17 protein-coding genes are annotated in these 17,992 nt (G+C 65.1%); 6 read left to right on the top strand and 11 right to left on the bottom strand.

The genetic code is table 11. From position 1 onward, the window contains the following. Position 1: 1 nt before the first annotated feature. On the bottom strand, positions 2-718 hold the full coding sequence (locus ABIC09_RS30810) for an amino acid ABC transporter permease (protein ID WP_354111617.1): 717 nt from the start codon (positions 716-718) through the stop codon (positions 2-4). A gap of 20 nt (positions 719-738) precedes the next feature. After that, positions 739-1,647, bottom strand: a complete 909-nt coding sequence (locus tag ABIC09_RS30805; RefSeq protein WP_354111616.1) for an amino acid ABC transporter substrate-binding protein — start codon at positions 1,645-1,647, stop codon at positions 739-741. A gap of 161 nt (positions 1,648-1,808) precedes the next feature. Between ABIC09_RS30805 and ABIC09_RS30800 the strand changes: the two genes are divergently transcribed. Continuing rightward, positions 1,809-2,795 carry a LysR family transcriptional regulator gene (locus tag ABIC09_RS30800; protein WP_354111615.1) on the top strand — a complete coding sequence of 329 codons (987 nt, stop codon included), beginning with the start codon at positions 1,809-1,811 and terminating at the stop codon, positions 2,793-2,795. Here the strand turns inward: ABIC09_RS30800 and ABIC09_RS30795 are convergent. From ABIC09_RS30795 to ABIC09_RS30770, 6 genes are all read right to left on the bottom strand, one after another. Next, positions 2,786-3,982: an adenylate/guanylate cyclase domain-containing protein gene (locus ABIC09_RS30795; RefSeq protein ID WP_354111634.1), complete on the bottom strand. Its 1,197-nt coding sequence runs from the start codon at positions 3,980-3,982 to the stop codon at positions 2,786-2,788. The genes ABIC09_RS30800 and ABIC09_RS30795 overlap by 10 nt on opposite strands. 114 nt (positions 3,983-4,096) lie before the next feature. Continuing rightward, positions 4,097-4,681 carry a HutD/Ves family protein gene (locus tag ABIC09_RS30790; RefSeq protein ID WP_354111614.1) on the bottom strand — a complete coding sequence of 195 codons (585 nt, stop codon included), beginning with the start codon at positions 4,679-4,681 and terminating at the stop codon, positions 4,097-4,099. A gap of 116 nt (positions 4,682-4,797) precedes the next feature. Continuing rightward, positions 4,798-5,952 carry an ABC transporter substrate-binding protein gene (locus ABIC09_RS30785; RefSeq protein WP_354111613.1) on the bottom strand — a complete coding sequence of 385 codons (1,155 nt, stop codon included), beginning with the start codon at positions 5,950-5,952 and terminating at the stop codon, positions 4,798-4,800. Positions 5,953-5,979: 27 nt separating this feature from the next. Then, positions 5,980-6,813, bottom strand: coding sequence for an amidohydrolase family protein (locus ABIC09_RS30780; RefSeq protein ID WP_354034746.1), 834 nt, complete (start codon positions 6,811-6,813; stop codon positions 5,980-5,982). Between the two features lie 22 nt (positions 6,814-6,835). Continuing rightward, positions 6,836-7,675, bottom strand: coding sequence for a shikimate dehydrogenase (locus ABIC09_RS30775; RefSeq protein ID WP_354034747.1), 840 nt, complete (start codon positions 7,673-7,675; stop codon positions 6,836-6,838). A 173-nt stretch (positions 7,676-7,848) separates the two neighbouring features. Next, entirely contained in the window at positions 7,849-9,936 is a 2,088-nt protein-coding gene (locus ABIC09_RS30770) for an adenylate/guanylate cyclase domain-containing protein (protein ID WP_354111612.1), read from the bottom strand. A 238-nt stretch (positions 9,937-10,174) separates the two neighbouring features. Here ABIC09_RS30770 and ABIC09_RS30765 point away from each other — a divergent pair, with 238 nt between their 5' ends. The 5 genes from ABIC09_RS30765 to ABIC09_RS30745 all read left to right on the top strand — a co-directional run bounded on the left by ABIC09_RS30765 (position 10,175) and on the right by ABIC09_RS30745 (position 13,590). After that, positions 10,175-10,480: a BufA1 family periplasmic bufferin-type metallophore gene (locus ABIC09_RS30765; protein ID WP_354111611.1), complete on the top strand. Its 306-nt coding sequence runs from the start codon at positions 10,175-10,177 to the stop codon at positions 10,478-10,480. A 39-nt stretch (positions 10,481-10,519) separates the two neighbouring features. Next, positions 10,520-11,437 (top strand): MNIO family bufferin maturase, encoded by a 918-nt coding sequence (bufB, locus tag ABIC09_RS30760; RefSeq protein WP_354111610.1) that lies wholly within the window; start codon positions 10,520-10,522, stop codon positions 11,435-11,437. Continuing rightward, positions 11,427-12,203, top strand: coding sequence for an HvfC/BufC N-terminal domain-containing protein (locus tag ABIC09_RS30755; RefSeq protein ID WP_354111609.1), 777 nt, complete (start codon positions 11,427-11,429; stop codon positions 12,201-12,203). Before bufB ends, ABIC09_RS30755 begins: the two co-directional genes overlap by 11 nt. Continuing rightward, entirely contained in the window at positions 12,203-12,712 is a 510-nt protein-coding gene (locus tag ABIC09_RS30750) for a DoxX family protein (protein ID WP_354111633.1), read from the top strand. The genes ABIC09_RS30755 and ABIC09_RS30750 overlap by 1 nt, the downstream gene beginning before the upstream one ends. 65 nt (positions 12,713-12,777) lie before the next feature. Further along, positions 12,778-13,590, top strand: a complete 813-nt coding sequence (locus ABIC09_RS30745; RefSeq protein ID WP_354034756.1) for a class I SAM-dependent methyltransferase — start codon at positions 12,778-12,780, stop codon at positions 13,588-13,590. Positions 13,591-13,621: 31 nt separating this feature from the next. On the opposite strand, the gene ABIC09_RS30740 is transcribed toward ABIC09_RS30745, so the two are convergent. The 3 genes from ABIC09_RS30740 to ABIC09_RS30730 form a co-directional block, all read right to left on the bottom strand. Next, on the bottom strand, positions 13,622-15,193 hold the full coding sequence (locus ABIC09_RS30740; protein WP_354111608.1) for a L,D-transpeptidase: 1,572 nt from the start codon (positions 15,191-15,193) through the stop codon (positions 13,622-13,624). 316 nt (positions 15,194-15,509) lie between these two features. Then, complete coding sequence (locus ABIC09_RS30735) at positions 15,510-16,700, bottom strand: CaiB/BaiF CoA transferase family protein (RefSeq protein ID WP_354111607.1); 1,191 nt, start codon at positions 16,698-16,700, stop codon at positions 15,510-15,512. Positions 16,701-16,740: 40 nt separating this feature from the next. Further along, positions 16,741-17,952: an ABC transporter substrate-binding protein gene (locus ABIC09_RS30730; protein WP_354111606.1), complete on the bottom strand. Its 1,212-nt coding sequence runs from the start codon at positions 17,950-17,952 to the stop codon at positions 16,741-16,743. Positions 17,953-17,992 lie beyond the last annotated feature (40 nt).

The following is a 17,992-nucleotide window of genomic DNA, read 5'->3' as shown; positions in this document are numbered from 1 at the left end:
GTTAGCCTCGCCCCAGAGTGCCGGGGATAGAGACCCGCCTTTCGACGGCGCGCATCGCGACGATGACGCAGAGCGTCAGCATGACATAGATGACGGTCGCGGCCGTCAGAGCCTCGATCCCCTGGAACGTGCTCGCCTCGATCTGGCGGCTCTGGCCCGTCAGCTCCAGCACCCCGATAGTCAAGGCGAGCGACGAATTCTTGATGATGTTGAGCGCTTCCGACGTCAATGGCGGCAGCACGTTGCGCGCCGCGAGGGGCAGAAGAATGTAGCGATAGGCCTGCGCGACGGTGAAGCCCATCGCAGCGGCTGCCATGCGCTGCCCAGCGCCGATCGATTCGATGCCGGCGCGGACCTGCTCGGCGACGCGCGCAGCCGTGAAGCAGCCGAGCCCAGCCACGGAGAACCAGTATTCGGGCATCGGCAGGTCGCGCTTGATCCAAAGTCCGAACGATCCCGGCAACAGCTCCGGCAGCACGAAGTACCAGAGGAACAGCTGGAGCAGCAGGGGGATGTTGCGGAACAAATCCACATAGGCCGTCGCGATGAGGCGGGCGGTCCGGCTCGGTAGCGTGCTCAACACGCCGACGGTGCAGCCAATTGCGAGCGCGATGATCCATGCCGCGCCCGCGACGAGGAGCGTCCATTTCACGCCGGCGAGGAGCCATCCGAAATACGGCTCAACGAACAGAATGCGCCAGTTCCAGCGATATTGCATCGCGTGCCTGCCCGGACCGTTCAGCGCGGCAGGGCCTGAACCCGGAAGGCGGCGAGCAGCTCGCCCTCGATTTTCAGGCCCAGTGGGTCGAACCATCTGGCATAGGTCTTCTCGGCCTCTCCCGACCGGAACGCATCGGCGAAGGCGCCCCGCACCAGCAAGGCGAAATCCTGATCGCCACGCTGCATCATCGCGCTATAGGGGTCGTAGGTGAGCAGGCGACCAACGACAGCGAGCGAGCCCGCCGGCTTCTTCGCCTTGGTGGCGGCATAGACCTTGATCTGCACACCGTCCGCGACGAACGCGTCGACACGGTCGTTCTCGACCAGGAGCGCACCCTCGGGGAGATCCTTCACATAGACCAGCTGGACGCCGAGCGCCTTCTCGTCATTGAGCTTGCGGACCGCGGCCTCGTTCGACGAACCCTGCAGCGCGGCAACGCGCCTGCCCTTGAGATCTTCGATCTCCCTGGTCGCGGATGCCGCTTTCACGAGCAACTGCGTGCCTGTTACGTAGAAGATCGGCGAGAACTCGACCTGTTCCTGGCGTGTCAGAAAATTCGAGGTGGTGCCGCATTCGAGATCGATCGTTCCGTTGGCTACCAGCGGGATCCGGTTGGTCACGTTGATCGGCGTGAACGTCACCTTGAGATCGGGCTTGTTCAGCCGCTGCCTCACGGCATCGACCACCTTCATGCAGAGATCGATCGAATATCCTTCCACCTTTTGCTCATCGCTGATGTAGGAGAACGGCACTGAGGCCTCGCGATGGCCGATGTTGATCGCACCACGCTCCAGGATGCGCTTGAGAACGACGCTGTTGCCGGGCCCTTGCTGTACGGGGAGCGGCTCCGCCGAAGCCGCCGTGACCAGGCGCGCTATCATCGCGATCGATGCCATTGTCGCGATGCCGAATTTGCCCAGTCTCATCGGATGTCCCTTCCAGCCCGTCTGCCCGACAGGACGCTACTGCGCCGATGCCGGACATTTCCAATGCGAATGCGCGCGGAGTTGATGCGGAATTTGCATCGGCCGAGCGGCGGAAACCGGCTATGGTGCTTGCCACGAGAGATCGCGAGAAGGCACCAATCATGCTCGATGTCCGCTGGCTTGAGGATCTGGCCGCAGTGGCCGAGACCAAGAACCTGACGCGTGCCGCCGAGCTGCGGAATGTCAGTCAGTCCGGACTGAGCCGCAGGCTGCAATCGCTCGAAAACTGGGCAGGCTCAGCCTTGCTCGACCGCCGCAAATCCCCGATCGAGCTGACCGATGCAGGGGCGCAATTGCTGGCCACGGCGAACGACGTGGTCGGGCGGCTCAACGCCACCCGGCGCGCCCTGAGGGAAGACCAGGATCAGGCAACCAGGAGCGTGCGCTTTGCCGCGCCTCACCTGCTATCCGTGACGTTCTTTCCAAAGTGGCTGCCGCAGATCCAGGCAACGATCGGATCGACGCGGCTGACGATCCTGTCCGACAATCTACCCGGATGCTGTGACGCCTTCGACGACGGCGCTGTCGATTTCGTCGTCTGTTACATGGATCAGGCCAGCGGGCTGAATTCGGCCGGCGGAAAGACGCTGTCGATCTCGCGGTGTCAGTGGCTGACCATTGGTCGGGAGAAGCTCGTACCGCTGTCAGCCGTCGACGGCGACAAGCAGCCCCTCCATGATCTGGCGCCGGAGCCGCGTCGGTCGGTTTCCTATCTCGGTTATAGCAGCGAGTGCTCGCTCGGCTGGGCCGTCGACCAGAAGCTCACTGAGGCGACCGGCCTGCCCCAGCTCAATCGCATCTATGAAAACTCGCTGGCCGATGGACTGCGATCGATGGCGTTGTCCGGGCTCGGCGTCGCCTGGCTGCCGCTGACCACGACACACCAAGACATCCTCCGCGGCCGTCTCGTCCGCACGGGTTTGCCGGACCTGGATGTCGATCTCGACATCCGGATCTATCGGCCGCAGCGACGCCTCAGCCGGCGTGCGGAGGAGCTCTGGTCACATCTTGTGGCGGCGCGGTCGGTCGTCGAACTCCCGGAGCTCGCTTCGGCCGCAAAGGAACGCATCGCGCATCCTCATCCGTGAAACGCAAACAGCTCGATCGGCTCGCTGAAACCGCGCACGGCGTGCTGGCCGACGCGCTCGAGCTCGAACTCCGGCGTCACCAGCTCGGCAAAATCGCGCGACAGCAGCACCGGCTTGCCGATCTGCTTGGTGAGCGCCTCGAGCCGCGAGGCCATGTTGACGGCAGGACCGATCACGGTGAAGTCGAGCCGGCTGGTCGAGCCGATATTGCCGTACATGACGTCGCCGACATGGACGCCGATGCCGTAGTTCAGCGGCGCGCGGCTGGTCGCCTTGTTGCGCTCGTTCAGCGCGACCATGGCCTCGCGCGCCTCGGCCACCGCATGCAGCAGATTGGCGCAGGCGTTGGGCTCATGAAGCGGAAAGATGGCGAGCAGGCCGTCGCCGATGAATTTCAGGATCTCGCCGCCGTGGCGCGCGATCGGCTCCGACATCGCGTCGAAATAATCGTTGAGAAGATCGATGACGTCGTCGCGCGGCCAGTTGTCGGAGATCTTCGTGAAATCGCGCAAGTCGCAGATCATGATCGCGGCGCGCACCGTCGTGCCGGTGCCGCGTCGCGTGGCGCCAGCGAGGATCAGCTCACCGGCATGGGCGCCGACATAGGTCTCCAGCAGCGTCCGCGCCAGACGATTCTTGACCCGGATCTCGCTGACCAGCGCCAGCACCGGCAACACCTTCCTCAGTGCGGCGACATGGGCGTCGTCGAAGCCACCGGGACGGTCGGTCGAGAACGTGACGAGATGCCGCTTGCCGAGCGTATGATAGAGCGGCCAGGCCACATAATCGGTCAGGCCCTTGGCCCGCATCTCGTCATAGAGCGCGTGCTTGCGGCCGAGCGCCGGATCCCGTTCGAGATTCTCGCGCACTTCGGTTGCACCGTCGAACATTTCGTTGGCGGGGCTGCCGATATATTCGGAGCGTCCCCTGACATCGAAATCAACCCGCGTGATCTCGGCCTCGCGCATGCCGTCGGACCACATGATACGGGCCCCCAGCCATTGCGGGTGCTGGATCATGACATGAAGCGTCGACCGCTTGAGCGGAATGCCGGCCTGCTGGAGGCGGATGCACATCTCGGCAAAGATATTGTCGATGAAGCGCTGGTCGCGCGTGCCATTGGTCAGCCAGTCGACGACAGCGTCGCTGCCGGAATGGATTAATTCATCGTTTCGCGGCGCGCTCATCATCTGCCTCTGGACGGCGGTCTTGGTCCCGGACATATCGTGTTCCGGCGCGGCCGCGTCAACCTAGCCAGTTGCACGGATTGTGCGCATCGCCCTGGTGGGCAGGATCGCCGTTCAGCCGGCGATTTTGATCGACCCCAGGACGGCCAGGCCCGAAACCAGCGCGAGCGCCGAGGCTTCGGTCAATTCGACCTTCAACGTGTCTTCGTGCGAAATCGGAAAATCCTGACCGCCGAGACGGACGCTGCAGTCGCCGCGCGCGGCGTAAAGCAAATGCGTCCCCGCGGGCAACGGCCGCTCGCCGGGCGCCCTGAGCGCCCCAAGCTCGATCTCCGCCACACCGCGCCGGGCCATCAGATTGACGACCTCGACCGGGCCGGCCTCGAGCGCGGTGACGATCGCGAGCTCGCCGGTGAAGCGCACGGTCGTGAACGGCTCGCGCTCATCGAACTCCTGCCCCGGCGCTTTCAGCACCAGCCCGCGCCCGCCGACCACCATCTGCAGGCGGTCGATGCCCGCCATGTGGGAGAACGGCCCGGGCGCCACGATCGGCGTGACGGCAAAGCGCCACAGCAGGCTGTCCCAATCCTTCACCGCCGCGCCCGGCCGATGCGCATCCGCGATATCGGTAAAGATGCCGCCGCCGTTCTTCCAGGGCGAGCGGGTATAGTTTTCGGATTTCAGCAGCGTGGTTTTCATGTTTTTCAGCTCGTCCGAAAAGGGCGAGCAGACCGATATCACAATTGCCGCAGACCTCAAATCGCGCCGTCGTCCACGCGAAAGCCAGGACGACGTTGAGGGAGATGCCGCGCACCTCACTCCGCCCTGCCGCGGTTCAGCTTCGGCAAGGTCTCGACGATCTTCTGCTTGCCGTCGACGATCTCGGCGAGAAAGCTGGCGCGGTCGATATCGCCGTTCTGGTCCCAGCTTGCTTCCATCAGCATGCCCGGCGCCTTGTCGGGCGTCAGCGTCAGGCCCTTCATCGCCGCGCCAAACGCCTTGCTGTCGAACTTGCCGTTTTTCTCGGTGACGTATTTGACGAGATAGACCGCGGTGTAGCCCTTGATGCCGTTGTGATCCGGCCGGTACTTGAAACGGTCGCTGAACTTTTTGGTGAACGCCTCGATCGCCGGTACCGGCGCGTCCGCACTGAGACCAACATGGCCGCGCACACCGTTGGCGGCGGGGCCGGCGAGCTCGACCACCTTCTGGCTCAGCAGCGTGGTCTCGCCGAACAGCGGCGTCGACAGGCCCTGCCGCTTGGCTTCGATCAGGAAGCGCGCGCTCTCCTCCTCGTTGGTGTAGACGAACACGGCATCAGCCTTGGCGCTCTTGAGCTTGATGACGTCGGAGCCGAAATCGACCTGGCCCTGCTCGGTGGAGATATCGGCCGATACCTCGATATTGCGCGTCTTCATCTCCTTGACGAAATTGTCGTGGCCGCCCTTGCCGAAATCATTGTTGACCCAGACCACCGCGATGCTCTTCACCTTCAGCTTGTCGTGCAGGTAATTGGCGATCTTCGGCATGGAGAATTGCTGGCCGAAGGCGGTGCGGAACACCCAGGGGTTGCCTTGCGTCGTGATGTCGGCGGCCTCGGCGCCGACGATCTGCGGGATCTCGGCCTGTTGGGTCAGCGCCATGTTGACCTTGACCGAACCGGAATAGATCGGCCCGAGCACTACATAGGGATCCTTGTCCAGCACCTTCTGCACCTGCGCGCGCGAGATGCCGGGGTTGCTCTGGGTATCGAGATGCTCGGTCTGGATCTTGCGGCCCAGAATGCCGCCGGCAGCATTGATCTCGTCGACCGCGAGCGCGACGCCGTCGCGCCAGTTGGTGCCGGAGACGGCGCCGGGGCCGGACAGCTCGATGACATCGGGGATGTAGACCGTGCTCTGCGCGCGGGCCGCTCCCGCCGCGAGCGATGCCGCCAAGGCGATGACGAGCGTTCCTGCAAGATGTCTCATGATGTCCTCCCCGTTTTGCTTTCTTTTCTATGATCCGTCGAAGCCGAGCAGTTTCGCCGGCGTCCGCCACAGCAGGCGATGCCGGTCGCCCGGATCCGGAAACAGCTTTGTCAGCACCGCGAGCAGCGGCCCGTAGTCGAGCCTTTCCGCGGCGCGCAGGAACGGATAGTCGGAGCCCCAAACGCAGCGATCGAGCGTGAAAGCCTCAACCAGCGCGGCGATGAACGGCCAAATGTCCTCATAAGGATGCGGCAGCTCGGAGAACTTGTAATAGCCGGAGAGCTTGATATGCGCGTCGCGCTCGCGGCCGATCGTGAGCAGCGCCTGGAAGGCCTTGCCTTGCAAGCCTTGCGCGACCGACGGTCGGCCGCAATGATCGAACACCAGGCGCACCGGCGATTTGTCGATCAGCGGCAGCAGGTCGAGCAGCTGATCGTTCTCGACCTGGATCTGGAGGAACAGGCCGAGGCTCGTCAGCCTCTCCAGCAGCGGGGCAGTGTTGCGATAATAGTCGGCGCCGTGGAACGGCACGTTGAAGGCGACGCCGATCACGCCGGCCGCCTTCAATCGTTCCAATTCGCGGATATCGACGTCGTTCTCGACCACGGCGACGCCCTTGAGGCGGCCGCCGCCCTGCCTCAAGGTGTCGAGCAGGATGTGGCTGTCGCTGCCATAGCCGGTATTGGTGGCGACGACGAGCGCGTGGCGGACATCAAAGGCATCGAACACGCGGATGAGCTGCGCGGCCGGCGCGATCTCCTGCCCGCTTGGCCGGTACGGCGTATCGGCGCCGTACGGAAAGCGCACGGGATCGAGCGCGTGGATGTGGCAGTCGATCTTGGGGCCCGCCGGCAAGGTCATGGCGCAAAGCTCCCCGCGCGGTTCAGAACGTGGCCTCGATGGCCTTGATCAGCTCGGGCGTCACATCAGGCATGACGCCGAACCAGGCCTTGAAGGCGAGCCGCGCCTGGTTGAGCAGCAGGCCGAGCCCGTTCACCGTGACGCAGCCGCGGGCGCGGGCATTAGCCAGGAACGGCGTCTCGAGCGGCGTGTAGATGAGATCGGCGGCGAGTGTCGTTGACTTCAGCCGCGACAGATCGATCTCGAGCGCGCTTTTGCCGACCATGCCGCGATCGGTGCAGTTGACGAGCAGCGCGACATCACTGAGCGCCGCGGCGCGATCGTCCCACGGAACGGCGCTGACGGCGGAGCCGAATTCGGTCGCGATCGCCTGCGCCTTCTCCGCCGTGCGGTTGGCGATGCGGATCTCGCGCGCGCCGTTCTCCAGCAGCGCTACGACCACCGCGCGCGAGGCGCCGCCCGCGCCCAGCAGCAGGATCGGCCCGGCATCGCCGCGCCAGTCGGCCCTGGCGTCGCGCAGGCTCTGGACAAAACCGTTGCCGTCATTGTTGAAGCCGGACAGCGTGCCGTCGGCTTCGACGACGATGGTGTTGACGGCGCCGATGCGCCTGGCGGTCTCGTTGACGCGGTCGAGCATCGGCATTGCCGTCTGCTTGTGCGGCATGGTGACGTTGCAGCCGCGGAACCCGAGCGCGATCAGCCCGTCCAGCGCATCCTCGAGCCGCTCCGGCTTCACGGCGAGCGGGACGTAGGAGCCGCGGATGCCGTGCGCCTTCAGCCAGTAATTGTGAATGACCGGCGAGCGCGACTGCGCGACCGGCATGCCGATGACCCCCGCCAGCCCAAAACCGTCCTGCGACATGCTGCGCGTCCCGTCCCGACCAGCGCCCTTCGGCGCGCGACCATGTTATTTGGTCATTTGTCCAATTCTATTAAGCGGAATGGCTATCGCGCGCAATCTGAATCTCGGAGCCGGTGAAGGGAGAACGCGAAAGCCGCGCGCATTTCGGACGGTCGCCGGTCCTCGCCTCCCGGCTATTTTGTCGTCAGCGCGGCGACCGGCCGCCACGACGTGTCGGGCGCGACAGTCGCGAACTGCCGGCAACGGTCCCGCATCAATTCTGCCGGGCGATCATGGCCGCGCTCGTTCAGCACGGCTTCGAAATCGGCGAGCGCGGCGGCAAACCGGCGCGCGCGATAATTGGCAAGGCCGCGCTCATAGTCCGCAATCCATCCGGTCGTGCCGTCGCCTTCCCCGGCAAGTCCGATCAATTCGTAGACCGAGAAACCCTCCTCCCGTCCGTAAACCGCGATGCTGTCGATTTCCCGCGTGACGATGGCGCCGCGTGCGAGGCATTCGGTCGCCTCGCCAATCAGGATTTGCGTGCCGTAAGACTTGTTGGCGCCCTCAAGGCGGCTTGCGACGTTCACGGCATCGCCGATCACGGTGTAGTTCAGGCGCAGCTCCGAGCCGATGTTGCCGACCAGCATGCGGCCGGAATTGATTCCGATCCGGATCTGGAGAGGCTGGCCGGAATCGTCGGAAAGGCCCGACGCCTCGATCGCGCTGCGGCAGCCGAGCGCGGCGCGACAGCAGCGCAGCGCATGATCGGCCTGCGGCTGCGGCGCGCCCCAGAATGCCATGACGGCGTCGCCGATGAACTTGTCGATGGTGCCGCCATCGGCGACGATGACTTCCGAGGCGGCGTCGAGATAGCCCGACAACAGCGGCACGATGCGATCGCCCATGCGCTCGGATAATCCGGTGAAGCCGGCGATGTCGATGAACATCACGCTGAGCTCCTGAATCGTGCCGCCGGGTTTCGCTTCGACACCCTGTCGTAGCAGCGAGCGAACGAGATCTGCCGGGATGAATTTGCGAAAGGCGGAGAGACCGGCCGCCATCTCGGCGATCGCACCCGACAGGCTCGTGATCTCCTTGAGCCGCGACGGGTGCCGACGAACCTTCTCCAGCGCAAAGGCTTCGACATGACGGAGCTCGCCGACCACGCGCGTCAGCGGCGCGGCAATCACCGAACGTGCCAGCATCGCCGACACCAAGGCCGCAAGCACCGCGCCGACGGCAAGACCGACGATCAGCCGCCGCAGCGTCGTCTCGACAGGTCCGAGAAATTCGGCCTCGGGGATGACGGTTGCAAGCGACCAGCCCGGGAACGGCAACGGCGTCAGCGCGACTTCGTAGGCCGCGCCGTGCGAGGCGAGCCGGCTTCGCCACGCCTCCTTGCGGCCCTGGTCGCCGGCCTGGGCCAGCGCCAGCCGCGCCAATGGCAACAGCTTCTGCTCTTCACGCGCTGAATGCAGCTCGTCGGCATCCATGTCCGGCGCGGCCACGAGTTCGCCACTGCCATCGAAGATGAAAGCCGCGCCGGTACGGCCGACCTCGAGCTGGGAGAGGAAACGCGCGATCCTAGTGTATTCGATAATGATCGCAAGCACGCCCTGCCGTTCCTGGTAAACGTCGATCGGACCCGCAAAGGCAATCGACGGCCGCTCGCCGGTCGGATGGTTCGAGACCCTGAACCATTGCGGCTCCTCCGCTGCGAGGCCGGTCTTGAACCAGGCGAGGTCGGCGACGCGAAATTCGGTCGGCTCGAAGCGGCGATTGGCGAATTCGATGTCGCCGGGCACAACGTCATATTCATCGATCCGGCGCTGGCCGGGATGATCGGTCAGCGAGATCTCCATCATCTCCAGACGGCGGTCGCCGAGCTTGTGGGCGGCAAAGAACGAGCCGTCCGGCCAGCCGAAGGCAACCGAGGAGATCGTCGCCTGCGATTGCAGTTGCGACAGGAACACGAACTCGCGCTTGTCGGCCTCGCGGGTGTCGAGCACGTTCTGCAAAAACAGCGTGCGGATGGCGGTATGGGCGGCGCGTGCCTCGTCGACGATGGCCGCGACCTCCTTGCGGACCGCTGCCACGATCTGCTCGTTGATGGTCGCGGCCAGTTGCCGACTGGTTGCTTCCGCCGTCCGCCACCACAGCAGGCTGGACAAGGCGGCGGTCAGCAGGATCGCGGTCAACACCAGCGCCGAGACCGCAAGGCGGATGCTGACCGTCAGCCTGGCGAGCGCGTGAAAGTGCCGTCCGGGATCAACGTTCATCGTGGGTTCCGTTCTCCGGCAGGGCCGCGACCCGGCCATATCTCCTGCTATCGCTCTACGTGGCGCGCCTGCGTTCGTTACCTGTGGCAGGCACCACCTACCGCCCTCCAACCAACCGTCTCGCGGACACGCTCACGGACTCGTGAGCAGCTCTATGGGTAACACGAGCTGCGTACGTGACGAACCCGACAATGCGCTCTTCGCTTGCCAAGCGATGCTATCCCGAAAGGAGAATTCCATGTCTGCCAAACTTGCCGTCACTACGCTCGTTCTCGCCGGCGCCATGTCGACTGCGCTCGCGACGTTTGCCGCTGCTGCTCCGCTGACCAAGGCCGAGGCCGATGCCGCGATCGCCGCCAAGAAGGAAAAGTGCTTCGGCGTTGCGCTGAAGGGCCAGAACGATTGCGCGGCCGGACCGGGCACCACCTGCCAGGGCACCTCGACCACCGATTTCCAGGGTAATGCGTGGAAGTTCGTGCAGGGCGGCACGTGCACCAGCATCGACCTGCCGAACGGCAAGAAGGGCTCGCTCAAGCCGGTCTGACACCAGCACATCGCCAAACAGGGAAAGCGGAGGAGCGACATGACACTAGCGATCGGGCCCGGCCCGTCCACACCCACGCCCCTCCGCTTTCCGTCTCCGATCGGCGGCATCGCCGGCACCAGTTTCAAGCACGAGCATCTCAAGGCGATCCTCGCGGACGGCCCGAAGCGCGGCTTCTTCGAAGTTCATGCCGAGAACTACATGGGCGCGGGAGGGCCGCCGCACCGCGCCCTGGACGCAATCCGCCGCGACCATCCGCTGTCGCTGCATGGCGTCTGCATGTCGATCGGCGGGCCGCAGCCGCTCGACAAGGCGCATCTGGCCCGCTTCCGCGGCCTGGTGGCGCGCTACCAGCCGGCGATGGTGTCCGAACATCTGGCCTGGTCGACGCATGAGAGCAGCTTCTTCAACGATCTGCTGCCGCTGCCCTACACCGAGGCGACGCTGCGCCACGTCTGCGCTCACATCGACGAGATGCAGGAGGCGATCCGGCGTCCGATCCTGCTGGAAAACCCGTCGACCTATCTCGCTTTCACGGAAACGACCATGAGCGAGACCGATTTCATCCGCAGCGTTGCGGAGCGCACGGGATGCGGCCTGCTGCTCGATATCAACAACGTCTTCGTGTCCGCGACCAATCACGGCTTTTCGGCGCTCGACTATCTCGCTGATTTTCCGCTGTCGCGCATTGGCGAAATCCACCTTGCCGGGCACGACGAGCAGGCGGACGATGACGGCGAGCCACTCCTGATCGACAGCCATGACGGTCCGGTCGCGGACGCGGTGTGGAAGCTCTACGAGATCGTCATCGAACGCTGCGGCCCGGTGCCGACGCTGATCGAGTGGGACAGCAAGATTCCTGATTGGCCGGTTCTGCAAGCGGAAGCCGCCGCTGCGCAGGCGATCCTCGATCGCCGCGGGATCGCCGCGCGCGCGGAGGATCGTCATGCCGCCTGAGCCGATCTCGTTTGCCGCGGCGTTCGCGCCGGCGCTGCTCGATCCGACGCGCGACGCGCCTCGGATTGTAACCGGCCCGAACGGCAAGGCCGCCGGAAAGCGCTACGACGTCTATCGCAACAATGTCACGGTGAGCCTGATCGACGCGCTCGCTGCGATCTATCCGGCGGTGCAACGCATCACCGGCCCTGACTTCTTCCGTGCGATGGCGCGCTCCCATGTTCGCGGCAGCCCGCCGACCTCGCCGTTGCTGTTCGAATATGGCCGCGGCTTTCCGGACTTCATTGCACGATATGAGCACGCGCAAACCATGCCCTGGCTCGCCGATGTCGCCCGGATCGAGCGAGCCTGGCTCGACGCCTACCACGCGCGCGACGCAACGCCGCTGGCGCCGGCGCAACTCGCGGCGGTCGCACCGGAGCGACTGGCCGACCTCGTTCTCACACAGCACCCGGCAGCGCAGATCGTGTGCGCAGAATTTTCCGCCGTGACGATCTTTGCCGCCAACCGCGATAGCGCGCCCGTGAGCCGCATCGACGCCTCGACACCGGAAGACGCGCTGATCACGCGGCCCGGCTTCGATGTCATCGTGCGGCACCTGCCTCCCGGCGGGGCGGTGTTCGCAACCTCCCTGGCGGAGGGGCGGCCGCTCGGCGAGGCTGCGGCATCGGCGCTGGACGCCTCGCCCGACTTCGATATCGCCGCCAACATCGCAGGTCTGATCGAAGCCGGCGCATTCACGTCAATCGCCTTCGGAGACGCATGATGATCACGGACCAACGCATGTCGGCCGAAGGAAGCCTGCCGCCACTGGAGCGTCTCGTCGACAACGCCAATCGTCTGGTGCAGACGATTGCTGCGCCCTCGCTGGTCCAGCTCGTGTTGCGGCTGGCGCTGGCGGTGCCGTTCTGGCGCTCCGGCATCCTCAAATGGGGCGGCTTCCTCAAGCTGAACGACACCGCGGTGACGCTGTTCACCGACGAATTCATGCTGCATTTGCCGGGCGGCCCCTATCACTATCCCGCGCCGGCGGTGATGGCCTTCCTGTCGGGGTGCGGCGAGATCACGTTCCCGATCCTGCTGGTCCTCGGCCTCGGCACGCGGTTCGCAGCCCTCGGACTGCTGTTCATGACAGTGATCGTCGAGCTCACCGTGCCCGACGGCTGGCCGGTGCACATCACCTGGGCCGCGATGGCCCTCGGCATCATGGCCTACGGACCGGGGCGCGTCTCGCTGGATCATTTGATCGGCCGGGCACTCTCGCCGGAGCGATAGGAGCGGCCAGGGCGGTCGGCCTGTGCTATCCTGGCCGTGATAGCTGAACCTTCAGCGAGGCATCCATGTCCAGCACTGACAAGGTTTTCGCCGGCTCGGTCCCAAAGCTGTATGACGAATATCTGGTGCCGCTGATCTTCTCCTTCTATGCCGACGACCTTGCCCGGCGCATCGCGGCGCTGTTGCCCTCGGACCTGCTCGAGATCGCCGCCGGCACCGGTGCCGTCACGCGGGCCGTGGCGGCGCTGCTGCCTCCCAGTGTCCGCTATGTCGCGACCGACCTCAACGAACCGATGCTCGCGGTCGCGAAGCAGCGTCAGGGCGATGACCCCCGCATGTCCTGGCGACAGGCGGATGCGCTAGCGCTGCCCTTCGACGATGCCGCGTTCGACGTCGTCTGCTGCCAGTTCGGCGCCATGTTCTTTCCGGATCGCAGCAAGGGCTATGCGGAAACGAAGCGGGTGTTGAAGCCTGATGGCGCGTACCTGTTCAGTGTCTGGGACCGTATCGAGGACAATGTGTTCGCGGACGACGCGACGATCACGCTCGGCAGGATGTTTCCCGACAATCCGCCGCTGTTCATGGCGCGGACGCCGCACGGCTACCACGACAAGGCTGTCATCAAGGCCGATCTCGAACGCGCGGGCTTCAAGGACATCTCGATAGAGACGCTGACAGCAATGAGCCGCGCGCCCTCGGCGGAATATGTCGCGATCGCCTACTGCCAGGGAACGCCACTGCGCGGCGAGATCGAGGCCAGGGATGCGAGCAAGCTCGAGGCCGCAACCGATGCCGTTGCGCAAGCCATCCGAAAACGCCACGGCTCCGGACCGGTCGAAGCCAGGATTCAGGCCCTGGTGATCACGGCCCGGCCGTAACGGCGTGAGCCGCTACGCTCCGGCCGCGCGCCTACCAAAAGCTCCGCTGCACCGGCTGCGTCGATTGATAGTACTGGTACTGGCCGCCGCGGCGGCGCGGATTGACCGGCTGCGGGGTGGGATCGCGCTGCCCAAAGAAGAAGAAGCCATTGCCGCCAAAGCCGTTGCCGCCCCAGCCATCGTCGGTGGCCACCTCCATCGGCGGCGCGGTCGGCTTGCGGGTGATGAAGCCGCCTTGCGGATGGTTGCTCAGGACGGCGACGAACTCGGTGCGGTAGTTGGTCTCGGCGCTCAGCGGCTCGTCCGAGATGATGATCGACGAGCGCGGCAATGCGGTCGGCCCGATGCGATCCCACACCTCCTGCGGAATGGTGACGCGGTCGAGCGCATCCTTGGCGCTATCGCCCTCGTCGATGGTGACGACGCTCCAGCGCAGGCCGGTGTCGTTCTTCGCCATCGCCGTGAAGATGTGCGTGCCGAGCGGCTGGTCGGGATTGCGGATGGTGACGGGAACCTCGATGCTGGTGTCGAACACCTCGCCGCCGCCGTCGGGCGCTGGCTTGTGGGTATTGCGACGCACGTAGAGCTTTTGCGTCGAGCGGCTGATGTAGACCGAGACCGGCTCTAGCGCGAGCTTTGCGTCGGTCGCAGCCTTCACGGCTTCAGCCTTCTTGGCCGCGGCCGCCTTGGCAGCATCCTTTGTTGCGGCAACCGCGTCGCGCTTCGGTTGCGCGGCGGCCTTGGCGGCGTCCAACTGAGTTGCCGCATCCGCGGCCTTGGTCGCGGCCTTCTGCTTCAGCTCGTCGGCCTTTGCCTTGGCCTGATCAGTCTTGGCATTCGCGACCAGCTTGTCGGCATAGGCGTTGTCGGCGTCGGCGCGCGCCTTCTGCTGCTCGAGCTTGCGCAGCGATGCCGGAAGCGATTGCGCATCCTTCGCGGCTGCCGTCGCGGCCTTCTTGGCGTCATCAGCCGCGCTCGCGGCTTCCTCCGCCTGGGCGGACAGCTTGTCGGCACGATTCGGTGCCGCCGCGATGGCCTCCTTGCTCGGCACGAACAGCGAGGGATGCGAGAAATCGACTGGAGCGGCGTCGTTCGGCGAGATGATCACCCGCATGCCGATATTGGTCTTGTCGAACAGGCCTTCGGCGAAGGGGAAGGGCATCCGCACGCAGCCGTGCGAGGCCGCGTAGCCGGGCAGCGGCCCGCCATGCAGCGCGATGCCGTTCCAGGTGATGCGCTGCATGTTCGGCATCCAGGCATCGTCATACATGGTGGAGTGGTGGTCCTTGTCCTTCTCGATAACGGCGAAGACGCCGGCGGGCGTCTCGCGCCCGGTCGTGCCGGTCGAGACCGGCGCGCGCAGGATCCAGCCCTCTGAATCGTAGAACGTGACCTGCTGGCTCTTGATGGATACGATCGCCATAATCGGCTCGCCGGCCTCGCGCTGCGCCACCGCCTCGGCGGTCTGGCGCGGCTGCTTCGCCGCCATGGCGTCCGGGATCATTGCAGACAGCGCAACCGCTACCGCGAACATCACAATTCCGGGAGGCCCCCAACGCCGCATCGCCCCATTGGATTGCGCCGTCGTCATCAGGTCTTTCATGCCATTCCCCGGTTGCCGGTCCGCACTTGCGTCGATCATCGATCAGATTGCGATCTCTAGATTAAGAAATCGCAGCCACCATCCGTTCCGTATCGGGCGATTTTCGGTCGGTTCCGGCGACAAAGCTCTCATATACGACGGCCCGCGCGGGCGGAAGGGCGGTCCGCGGCCGGGGCTGGCCTGGAGCTGGCGGACGCGCTCTGCGGCAGAATGTCCACCTGAAGCGGCAGGAGGGAATGTGACCGGAATCACAGAGAATTACGCCAGGACGGCCGGCAGCAAGCGGTAGCGCTCGGCGTCAGTTGGCCCGCCCGCTCTACGGCGCGCCAACTGCCTTGTTCGCAACGAGCGCTTCGATCTCGGCGTCGCTCAGACCCGCTTCGCGCAACACCTCGCGCGAATGCTCGCCAAGGCGCGGCGCCATGCGATGGATACCGGCCGGGCTTTCGGAGAATTTTGTCGCCGGACGCGCCTGCCGAATCCGTCCCTCAGTCGGGTGATCGATATCCGCGAACAGTCCGACAGCCGCGAGGTGCGGCTGATCGCCGATCTCGGTGAGCCGGGCAAACGCGGTGTGCGGCACGTCCAGTCGCAGCAAAAGTTCCTCCCACTCTGCCGTGGTCCGGGTCGGTCCGATCTCGCTCATGCGGTCGTAGATCTTGTCGATGTTCTGCGAGCGCAGCACGGGATCGCGCACGCCGAGCTCGTCGCTCAATTCGGGGCGGCCGACGGCCTCGAAGAAGGCGCACCAATTGTCGCCCGAATAAGGCAGCATCGTCAGCCAGCCGTCCCTGGTCTTCACCGGGCGCCGGTTCTTCATGCGCTTGTAGCCGGCCGGGCCGATCGGCGGATCGAACGCGTGTCCGCCCAGCATCTCGATGCTGTTGAAACCCGCGATCGTCTCCAGCATCGGCACCTCGACCATCTGGCCTTGTCCGGTGCGCTCGCGCCTGAACAGGGCTGCCGACACCGCACCGACCATCGCCATGGCGCAGATCTTGTCGCCGATCAGGCTCGGAACGAACTGCGGCTGCTCGTCAGATCCGATCGATGATGCGAGGCCGGAGGCCGCCTGGATGATCTCATCGAAGGCGGGCCGCGCTGCCCAAGGGCCGTCCTGGCCAAAACCGGTCGCGGCGGCATAAATGAGCCGCGGGTTGAGCTTGGCGCAGTCCCCATAACCGAAGCCGAGCCGTGCCATCGCTGCGGGGCGCACATTGGTGACGAGCGCGTCGACCGTCGGGATCAGCTTCGCCAGCGCCGCCTTGCCGTCCGGATGCTTCAAATCGAGCGCGAGGCTGCGCTTGTTGCGGTTGACCGCCATGAACTGGCCGCTCATGCCGCGGTTCCGGAACACGCCGGTGTAGCGCCAGGTGTCGCCCGACGGCGGCTCGATCTTGATGACGTCGGCGCCCCAGTCGCCGAGCATTTGCGCGGCATAGGGTCCGAACAGCACGCTCGTCAGATCGAGAACGCGGATGCCGCTGAGGGGGCCGGTCGGTGCCATCGTCGCTTCACTGTGGTTGGAGGAAGCATTCACGGTGAGCCTACTCGCCGAGAACGTCGCCGAACAGCTCCCAGGATTTTCCGTTGAAGCGCGCCATCTGCAACTGGCGGATCGGCGTGACCTGCTCGGCCGAGGTGTTGAGCCTGATGCCGGGCAGCAGCATCGGCAGCTCGACATCCCTAAAGGACTGCGCCTGCTTCATCAGGTTCGCGCGCGTGAGATCGTTGCCGGCACGCTGCAGCACCAGCTCCATCATCTGCGCCATGGTGTAGCCGGTGACGTTGAAGACATCGGCGGGATCAGCGCCGGAATTGTAGGTCTTCATCCATTCGCGCCAGGCTTTCATGCCGGCGTCGTTCTCCCAGCGCGGATCACCGGGATCCTTCAGGAAGGCACCGGTGACGATGCCGACGGAATTCTCGAGCCCGGCCGGCGCCAGCACGGAGCCGACGGAATTGGAGACGGCGGGAACGATGATCTGCGGCTTCCAGCCGAGCTCGGCGACCTTCTTGATCGCCTGAGCCGCGAATTTGGGCGTGCACTCGTTGAACAGAACGTCGGCGCCTGCGGCCTTGAATTTGACGATCTGGGAGTCGACCGTCGCATCCGTCGTCTCGTACACCGCTTCCGACACGATCTGGCTGACGTGCTCGCCAAGCCCCTCCTTGAAGCCGGCGAGATAGTCGCGGCCGGGATCCTCGTTCGGCGTGATCACCGCGATCCTGGCGTCGGGCTTGTTCGCCAGAATCCACTTGGCGTAGATCCGTCCTTCAGTCCTGTAAGTCGGCTGCGAACCGGTGGTCCAGGGAAAATGATGCGGATCGTTCCAGCGGCTGGCGCCGCTCGACGGGAACAGCTGCGGCACCTTCTTGACGTTGAGATATTTTTGCGCGGCGATGTTCGGGCCGGTGCCGAGCATCGAGAACATCGCCAGGACCTCGTCGCTCTCGACGAGACGACGCGTCTGCTCGACCGTCTTCGCCGGCGAGTAGGCGTCGTCCATGCTGAGAAGATCGACCTTGCGGGCGTTGATGCCGCCCTTGTCGTTGAGCATCTTGAAATAGGCGATCTCGGCGCGGCCGATCGCGGAATAGGCCGAGGCCGGTCCCGAATAGGGCATGGTCTGGCCGAGCTTGATGCCCGTGTCGGTCGCGCCGGTGTCGTAATTTCCGGCCGTCGCGACCGAAGCAGCGCTCAGGACGGCAAGCAGAGCGACGACTCCGGCGATGAACTTGAATTGGTGGCCGGGCATGCGCGGCATCTCCTTCCCTGGCAGAGTGCATCGACGCGCG

Source organism: Bradyrhizobium sp. S3.12.5 (assembly GCF_040548225.1).
Taxonomy (GTDB): Bacteria; Pseudomonadota; Alphaproteobacteria; order Rhizobiales; family Xanthobacteraceae; genus Bradyrhizobium; species Bradyrhizobium cytisi.
Note: the sequence above shows the minus strand (reverse complement) of the source record. Positions and strands in the feature narration are given on the sequence as shown.

What these genes read in the sequence shown, in the direction of transcription:
- ABIC09_RS30810 (WP_354111617.1), bottom strand. Translation starts at nt 718, where the DNA reads ATGCAATATCGCTGGAACTGGCGCATTCTGTTCGTTGAGCCGTATTTC.
- ABIC09_RS30805 (WP_354111616.1), bottom strand. Translation starts at nt 1,647, where the DNA reads ATGAGACTGGGCAAATTCGGCATCGCGACAATGGCATCGATCGCGATG.
- ABIC09_RS30800 (WP_354111615.1), top strand. Translation starts at nt 1,809, where the DNA reads ATGCTCGATGTCCGCTGGCTTGAGGATCTGGCCGCAGTGGCCGAGACC.
- ABIC09_RS30795 (WP_354111634.1), bottom strand. Translation starts at nt 3,982, where the DNA reads ATGAGCGCGCCGCGAAACGATGAATTAATCCATTCCGGCAGCGACGCT.
- ABIC09_RS30790 (WP_354111614.1), bottom strand. Translation starts at nt 4,681, where the DNA reads ATGAAAACCACGCTGCTGAAATCCGAAAACTATACCCGCTCGCCCTGG.
- ABIC09_RS30785 (WP_354111613.1), bottom strand. Translation starts at nt 5,952, where the DNA reads ATGAGACATCTTGCAGGAACGCTCGTCATCGCCTTGGCGGCATCGCTC.
- ABIC09_RS30780 (WP_354034746.1), bottom strand. Translation starts at nt 6,813, where the DNA reads ATGACCTTGCCGGCGGGCCCCAAGATCGACTGCCACATCCACGCGCTC.
- ABIC09_RS30775 (WP_354034747.1), bottom strand. Translation starts at nt 7,675, where the DNA reads ATGTCGCAGGACGGTTTTGGGCTGGCGGGGGTCATCGGCATGCCGGTC.
- ABIC09_RS30770 (WP_354111612.1), bottom strand. Translation starts at nt 9,936, where the DNA reads ATGAACGTTGATCCCGGACGGCACTTTCACGCGCTCGCCAGGCTGACG.
- ABIC09_RS30765 (WP_354111611.1), top strand. Translation starts at nt 10,175, where the DNA reads ATGTCTGCCAAACTTGCCGTCACTACGCTCGTTCTCGCCGGCGCCATG.
- bufB (WP_354111610.1), top strand. Translation starts at nt 10,520, where the DNA reads ATGACACTAGCGATCGGGCCCGGCCCGTCCACACCCACGCCCCTCCGC.
- ABIC09_RS30755 (WP_354111609.1), top strand. Translation starts at nt 11,427, where the DNA reads ATGCCGCCTGAGCCGATCTCGTTTGCCGCGGCGTTCGCGCCGGCGCTG.
- ABIC09_RS30750 (WP_354111633.1), top strand. Translation starts at nt 12,203, where the DNA reads ATGATCACGGACCAACGCATGTCGGCCGAAGGAAGCCTGCCGCCACTG.
- ABIC09_RS30745 (WP_354034756.1), top strand. Translation starts at nt 12,778, where the DNA reads ATGTCCAGCACTGACAAGGTTTTCGCCGGCTCGGTCCCAAAGCTGTAT.
- ABIC09_RS30740 (WP_354111608.1), bottom strand. Translation starts at nt 15,193, where the DNA reads ATGAAAGACCTGATGACGACGGCGCAATCCAATGGGGCGATGCGGCGT.
- ABIC09_RS30735 (WP_354111607.1), bottom strand. Translation starts at nt 16,700, where the DNA reads ATGGCACCGACCGGCCCCCTCAGCGGCATCCGCGTTCTCGATCTGACG.
- ABIC09_RS30730 (WP_354111606.1), bottom strand. Translation starts at nt 17,952, where the DNA reads ATGCCCGGCCACCAATTCAAGTTCATCGCCGGAGTCGTCGCTCTGCTT.